Annotated in this window: 5 protein-coding genes and 1 pseudogene; 1 reads left to right on the forward strand and 5 read right to left on the reverse strand. The window is 39.4% G+C overall.

Annotated elements, in window-relative coordinates:
- Together B4H32_RS10100 and B4H32_RS10105 are read right to left on the reverse strand one after the other, a co-directional pair.
- A partial coding sequence (locus B4H32_RS10100; RefSeq protein ID WP_286802756.1) for a DUF2238 domain-containing protein occupies positions 1-446 on the reverse strand: 446 nt, incomplete at its 3' end.
- 89 nt (positions 447-535) lie between these two features.
- Positions 536-1,519: an ion transporter gene (locus tag B4H32_RS10105; RefSeq protein ID WP_004769283.1), complete on the reverse strand. Its 984-nt coding sequence runs from the start codon at positions 1,517-1,519 to the stop codon at positions 536-538.
- 80 nt (positions 1,520-1,599) lie between these two features.
- Between B4H32_RS10105 and B4H32_RS10110 the strand changes: the two are divergent.
- Positions 1,600-1,707 (forward strand): annotated as a pseudogene (locus B4H32_RS10110) (2-oxoglutarate/malate translocator); the annotation flags it as partial.
- 93 nt (positions 1,708-1,800) lie between these two features.
- Here B4H32_RS10110 and B4H32_RS10115 read toward each other — a convergent pair.
- The 3 genes from B4H32_RS10115 to B4H32_RS10125 all read right to left on the reverse strand — a co-directional run bounded on the left by B4H32_RS10115 (position 1,801) and on the right by B4H32_RS10125 (position 5,934).
- Entirely contained in the window at positions 1,801-2,013 is a 213-nt protein-coding gene (locus tag B4H32_RS10115; RefSeq protein ID WP_286802759.1) for a hypothetical protein, read from the reverse strand.
- 215 nt (positions 2,014-2,228) lie between these two features.
- The gene (locus B4H32_RS10120; RefSeq protein ID WP_004769278.1) at positions 2,229-3,236 is read right to left on the reverse strand and encodes a DUF4365 domain-containing protein; all 1,008 of its coding nucleotides are present in this window, start codon (positions 3,234-3,236) and stop codon (positions 2,229-2,231) included.
- A gap of 58 nt (positions 3,237-3,294) precedes the next feature.
- The gene (locus tag B4H32_RS10125; RefSeq protein ID WP_004677664.1) at positions 3,295-5,934 is read right to left on the reverse strand and encodes a bifunctional aconitate hydratase 2/2-methylisocitrate dehydratase; all 2,640 of its coding nucleotides are present in this window, start codon (positions 5,932-5,934) and stop codon (positions 3,295-3,297) included.
- Between the last annotated feature and the right edge of the window lie 97 nt (positions 5,935-6,031).

The raw sequence follows: 6,031 nt of genomic DNA on the forward strand, positions 1-6,031 counted from the left end.
CATTCAATCAGCTCATAGCTCGCACTAATCGCCAATACAATACAGATCACAATAAAAGTGAGCATTTTTCCTTTGATCAAAATCTGTTTTCTAAGCAGGATTTCCCGTGCAGCAATCGCAGGGACAAAGCCCTGCATAAAATGTCCAATCTTGTCATAAGGATTTCGATCTAAACCCAACCATTGAGCAATCTCAAAACCTAAAGGTACACGTGCATAGGTATATGCTCCACCAAGGATTAATACAATTGCATGCAAAAAAATTAGGCTATACAAGAGATTAGTTAATGGAAATCTTGAATAAGTTGCAAATAAGATGGGTAAAACGATGACAACAGGAACAACTTCCATGACCCATGTACCACGGTCAAATGGATGAATACCTGAAATGATTAAAATCAACATAAGAATGAATGCTGCACAACACAACATCAGTTTTTGACTCATATCAACTCCTCTAGATTTTATCATTTTTTCTTAACACGACTCGATTCTTAAAATTGATCTCTAACGCTGTTTTTCATTAAACTTGCGGTTTATTCGGATAATTTTTCACCACAATGCGGACAGTAATGATATTTCTTTTTCTCCTGTTCCTGACTCTCAAGTAACTTCTCCCTGACCAGTTGGATGATAATTTCATGGGTCTGCTCTTTTGGTAAACCCACTTTTTTACGAATTCGTTCAATTTCAACTTGGTCATGCAACAAGTCCAGCCCTTTGGCTTGCAAGGCTTCACGAAACTCCTGTTCCAGGCTTTGATTACGCTGGTTTAATTCATTGGCAAGGCCTGAAGCTAAAATACCTGCGGGCAAAGCTGCAATACCGACACCCAGAATTGTAATGAATGCACCCAGGATACGCCCTAAATTGGTTACAGGCGTTACATCACCATAGCCCACTGTTGTCAATGTAACAACCGCCCACCACATTGCTTTTGGGATTGAGCTAAATGCTTCAGGCTGGGCTTTATTTTCCACCACGTAAATTGCGGATGCCGTCATCACAATCATAATGACCAAGATGAAAATAACCGCCTGAAATGAACCTTTTTCTCGCTGGATGACACGTAAAAGTATCTGTAATGACACAAAATAACGGGTTAATTTGAGTAATCGGAATAGTCGTAAAACCCGTAGGAACCGCAAATCAATATGGACAAAGAAATTTAAGTACGCAGGTAAAATCGCCATGAGGTCAATAATCGCCCCGCCACTTTTCATCCAGCGAAACCGCTGCTTCCATGCTGATTCCTGTGGATTTTTTTCAATGATGCTCCATAGCCTTAATAAATATTCACCGCTAAAAATAAGGATTGAGAGATTTTCAAAAATATTGAAATAAGGCTGATATAGCTTATACAAGTCATCCACTGACTCCAGTAACACGGCTGCAACATTGGCAATGATTAGGGAAATCAGTAAGTAGTTGACACAGGTACTCACCTTACTTTTATAGTCATCATCATGCAGATTGTTATAAACAAACCGTCTTAGGCGTTGCCATGAAAATTGAGCCATACCATATTTATCGTTATATAAATCAAGCTAAAATGTATCATGTTGCTCAGGCATTTGATAAGTGATTTGTATCCTACTAAACCATTCTTAGTGCATGGTGGAAAGAGAACTTTGTCATGAGTGTTGTTAATATCACTATCTTTGTGGTGATTGGCGGACTTTGGTGGAAAGTGTTGGGTTATTGGTAGAATTGTTTTAGTTTTAAAAAAGCCCCTTATGATGGGGCTTTTTCATATGTTTATTTTAAAAAGTACTAAATTATATCTGCTTAATTAATCGGGCTAGATATCATAGACCCAATTCCGTGCTTGTTGGTCTGTTGTCGTTTCGCAGACGTAGTAATCTTGATCCCATGAGTTTGGATGGAAAATTTCCTTTTTGTGATAGGCTACTTTTTTGTTATTTTCGACACAGATAAAACTATCACCTTGAGCTTTAACAGCAGAACCGTTAAGAAATCCACCAATACATAAGAAACGCGATTGTTTAGACATTTTAAAAATTTAAAGTTAAGTTGGTAGAGATAATTATTCTATGATATGTAATAAAAAATTATTATATATTACTTATAGTGTTGATTATTAATACCTCTAATAGTATTATCACAATGCAGTTTATTTCAATATTAGAAAGAATTTATCGAATAAAGACGATAATTGCGTATAGTCTTTTCAAAAACTATGTTCGCTTTAGTGTTTCCGTTTGAAATTTACTGCACTCTTCCTCTTCTCAACTCAAATACAGAATAAAACCATAAATTTTGATTCACCAACCCATTATTTACATCATAAAGCCTTTCTCTTTTCAGAATAACTTGCACAATACTTGAATCTCTATAATTGAAGCTAACTTTAGCACGAAGAGCTATATAATCTCTTATAAGCACTCTATTTAAGTCGCTTCTTTGCTTTATATCAATCCTATCCAAAACTTTAAAGTCCTGAGTAATTTCAATAATTTTTCTCGCAACAGGTAACAACAACCAAGAAGCTACAATCCTCTGATTACCTCTACCAGCTCTTGTAATATGCCTCCACCCCATACCATTAATGTAGATTTTTCCTAGTTTTTGATGATTATAAATACCTTGATTTCTCCAATTTTTATAAAAATCCCATGCAGATGACTTTAGACTAATTTTTGAACCTAAATGTACAGGCAACCCTTCACTACTATTTATAAAAATATCTTCTAAAGTAGCATTTCCTAAATATCCTCTACAAAGCTCGTGAAACTCCCCCTTAGTCTTTAAACTAATCTTGTTCTTTTTTGGTACTAAAATAAGTTGTTTATTGGTTGCGCAATAACTTTCATCCTTTTTTAAGTCTACCCAATACATAATTGGTTCATATTTATGTGGTTGACGAACATCATAGTTATCAGCATCAACAAAAATAAGGATGGATGGACTTGGCACTATGTTCCAACGTTCCCGATGATTTCTAATATATACCTCCCCAACTTGTATGCCTATATTTTCAGGGTCTCTTTGTCTAACTACTTTATAACCACCAGTCGTTCCACATTTTATTTGTACAAAAAGAATTCCACCTGTCTCTTTTGCGGAACTACTCCCCCTCCTCATAATAATCATGCCATCAAATGCATTGTCATTTTTAGCATCATAACCTTGCCAACCACAAAGTATCTGTGTCTCAACAAAATTGGTAACTGAAGTCACCCCCAAATTATCTAGTATTCTTTTATCAATAGACATAAAAAAGCTCCACCTAAGTGGAGCTTTTATAAACTAATTAGATTTAATTATCAAATAATCAAGTCAATTGAGCAGCTTGAATTTTCTTGGTATCAACTTGATCAGCTTCTTTTGTATATTCGCTCATCTTATCGAAGTTCAAGTATTTGTAGATGTCAGCAGCAGCGCTGTCAATTTGTGACGCGTACTGTTGATATTCTTCAGGGCTTGGTAATTTACCAAGAACCGCAGCTACAGACGCAAGCTCAGCAGAAGCCAAGTAAACGTTTGCACCTTGACCTAAACGGTTCGGGAAGTTACGCGTAGAAGTCGATACACAAGTCGTGTTCGGTGCTACGCGTGCTTGGTTACCCATACAGAGTGAACAGCCTGGCATTTCAGTACGTGCGCCTGATTTACCATAGATGTTATAGAAGCCTTCTTCCATCAACTGATGCTCATCCATACGCGTTGGTGGCGCAATCCAAAGACGAGTTGATAAAGAACCACCTGGTACTTGCTCAAGCAATTTACCTGCAGCACGGAAGTGACCGATGTTTGTCATACAAGAACCGATGAATACTTCATCAATTTTGTCGCCTTGAACGTCAGAAAGAAGTTTAGCGTCATCTGGATCGTTCGGGCAGCAAAGAATTGGTTCTTTGATGTCAGCAAGATCGATTTCGTAAACTTTTAAGTATTCTGCATCAGCATCAGCTTTTAACAGGCTTGGGTTATCTAACCACTTCTGCATGTTTTCAGCACGGCGCGCTATTGTACGAGCATCGCCATAACCTTCTGCGATCATCCACTTCAACATAGTGATGTTAGAACGTAGGTATTCAGCAACTTTCTCTTCAGAAAGCGTGATTGAACAGCCAGCAGCAGAACGCTCAGCAGATGCGTCAGAAAGTTCAAATGCTTGCTCAACAGTCAAGTCATTTTCCATTTCTGATAAGTCGATTTCCAAGATACGACCAGAGAAGATGTTTTTCTTACCTTTCTTCTCTACAGTTAAGTCACCAGCTTTGATCGCATAGTAAGGAATCGCATGTACAAGGTCACGTAAAGTAATACCAGGCTGCATTTTACCTTTGAACTTAACAAGTACAGACTCAGGCATGTCAAGTGGCATAACACCAGTTGCAGCTGCGAACGCAACCAGACCAGAACCCGCTGGGAATGAAATACCGATTGGGAAACGAGTATGTGAGTCACCACCAGTACCAACTGTATCTGGAAGTAACATACGGTTTAACCAAGAGTGGATAATACCATCACCTGGACGTAAAGATACACCGCCACGGTTCATGATGAAGTCTGGTAATGTATGGTGAGTTGTTACGTCAACTGGTTTTGGATACGCAGCAGTGTGACAGAAAGACTGCATTACCAAGTCAGCTGAGAAGCCCAAGCACGCCAAGTCTTTTAACTCGTCACGCGTCATAGGACCAGTTGTATCTTGAGAACCAACAGTCGTCATCTTAGGTTCGCAGTAAGTACCTGGACGAACACCTTGACCTTCAGGAAGACCACATGCGCGACCTACCATCTTCTGAGCTTGTGTAAAGCCTTTACCAGTGTCAGCAGGTTGTACTGGAGTACGGAATAAAGTAGAAGGCTCAAGACCTAATTCTTCACGCGCTTTGGCAGTTAAACCACGGCCAATGATCAAGTTAATACGACCACCAGCACGTACTTCGTCTAATAGTACAGGCGTTTTAAGCTCAGCTTCTGCAATTTGTGCACCGTCTTTGAATGCAGTAACTTTTGCAGCAGCATGATCAATTTTCAATACAACTTCGTCGCCCATGTTCATGTTAGCAACGTCGATTTCAACAGGTAATGCACCTGCATCTTCCATTGTATTGAAGAAAATTGGAGCGATCTTAGAACCTAAGCACACACCACCATCTTTTTTATTTGGAATGTGTGGAAGTTCGTTACCGAAGAACCAAAGTACAGAGTTAGTTGCAGATTTACGGCTTGAACCCGTACCAACAACGTCACCCACGTAAGCAACTTGATTGCCTTTCGCGATCAATTCTTTGATTTGGCTTAATGGACCAACTTCACCTGGTTTTTCAGGGTTGATACCGTCACGCTCGTTTTTCAACATTGCATTTGCGTGTAATGGGATATCTGGACGGCTCCAAGCGTCTTGAGCTGGAGACAAGTCATCAGTATTGGTCTCACCTGTTACTTTAAACACAGTGATTTTGATTTCTTCTGGAACGTCAGCACGGCTCGTGAACCATTCTGCTTCAGCCCAAGATTGTAAAACAGCTTTAGCCGCAGCATTGCCTGCTTTTGCTTTGTCTGCTACGTCATGGAATGCATCAAATACCAGAAGAGTTTTCTTCAATGCTTCTGCAGCTAATTCAGCAAGCTCAGCATTGTCAAGAAGCTCAACTAAAGGAGCAACGTTATAACCACCAAGCATCGTACCTAGTAAGTAAACTGCACGCTCTTTAGTTACAAGTGGAGAAGTTGCTTCGCCTTTTGCTAGAGCAGCCAAGAAAGCAGCTTTAACATACGCAGCTTGGTCAACACCTGCTGGAACACGATTTTCAAGCAAATCTACTAAAAATGCTTCTTCACCTGCTGGTGGATTTTTTAATAATGCGACAAGTTCAGCAGTTTGAGCATCATCAAGTGGCTTCGGTGGGACTCCGAGTGCGGCACGTTCTGCAACGTGTTGGCGGTAAGCTTCTAGCACGGTGTTATTCCTCTTTTTTAAAAAATTACCTGTAAGTTCCAGCTTTCTGTAAGCTTTACAAGCAATATGGACAGCAAAATTTTACTAGACTTCGAGT

It is taken from the genome of Acinetobacter sp. UBA2063 (assembly GCF_002333245.1).
Taxonomy (GTDB): Bacteria; Pseudomonadota; Gammaproteobacteria; order Pseudomonadales; family Moraxellaceae; genus Acinetobacter; species Acinetobacter parvus.

Coding starts and splice junctions, on each gene's coding strand:
- B4H32_RS10105 (WP_004769283.1), bottom strand. CDS start 1,519: ATGGCTCAATTTTCATGGCAACGCCTAAGACGGTTTGTTTATAACAAT.
- B4H32_RS10115 (WP_286802759.1), bottom strand. CDS start 2,013: ATGTCTAAACAATCGCGTTTCTTATGTATTGGTGGATTTCTTAACGGT.
- B4H32_RS10120 (WP_004769278.1), bottom strand. CDS start 3,236: ATGTCTATTGATAAAAGAATACTAGATAATTTGGGGGTGACTTCAGTT.